The organism is Microbacterium sp. GbtcB4 (assembly GCF_019091465.1).
Lineage (GTDB): Bacteria > Actinomycetota > Actinomycetes > Actinomycetales > Microbacteriaceae > Microbacterium > Microbacterium paraoxydans.
The window spans coordinates 1-262 of the sequence record NZ_JAGXJJ010000205.1; the positions used below are offsets into that span (position 1 = coordinate 1).

Annotated in this window: 1 pseudogene; it reads left to right on the forward strand. The window is 71.0% G+C overall.

The features are described from left to right. Positions 1-262 (forward strand): annotated as a pseudogene (locus KVS71_RS17695) (hypothetical protein); the annotation flags it as partial.

Below are 262 nucleotides of genomic sequence, written 5' to 3' on the forward strand. Positions count from 1 at the left end.
CCAGCAGACCATGGAGGAGGTGCGAGCCAAGGCCGCCGCTCTCTTCACGGACATCCGGGAGCGGCTCTACGCCGACTTCGGGTTCACGTGGGTACAGGTGGGAGACGAGGACATCCGGCCGGAGCGCAACGGCTACGGCGGGGAGTCGATGCTGGCCGAGTACACGTCCGCGGCCTGGGCGACCGAGCAGCCCCTGCAGGGCTACGCGCGCAAGCCCGAGGTGATGGCCGCGATCGACGAGGTGGTCGGCGGGCACGGCCCG